Annotated in this window: 1 pseudogene (only partly in view); it reads right to left on the bottom strand. The window is 44.0% G+C overall.

Features of this window, described 5'->3' with window-relative positions:
- Positions 1-134: pseudogene (locus A2048_04330) on the bottom strand (hypothetical protein); it reaches 964 nt to the left of the window's first position.
- Positions 135-234: the final 100 nt, after the last annotated feature.

The following is a 234-nucleotide window of genomic DNA, read 5'->3' as shown; positions in this document are numbered from 1 at the left end:
AAATCTAAAATCCGGTCCAATTTGTCAGGAGAAGTTTCATAGACAAAAATATCCAAGCCATGATTTCCGCCCAGTTGCCTTACCTCTTCTGCGATCCGTGGTGCCCGAAAACGCCCGGCCGTAGGGTTAACCACCAAGATCCATTGACGAGGATTTTCTGAAACCCTAGGAGCCTGTCGGAATAATCATTTTCTTACTCATGATTTTTTCCAGACTCTGATTTTTTCGTGAACT

It is taken from the genome of Deltaproteobacteria bacterium GWA2_45_12 (genome assembly GCA_001797365.1).
Lineage (GTDB): Bacteria > UBA10199 > UBA10199 > UBA10199 > UBA10199 > UBA10199.
Note: the sequence above shows the minus strand (reverse complement) of the source record. Positions and strands in the feature narration are given on the sequence as shown.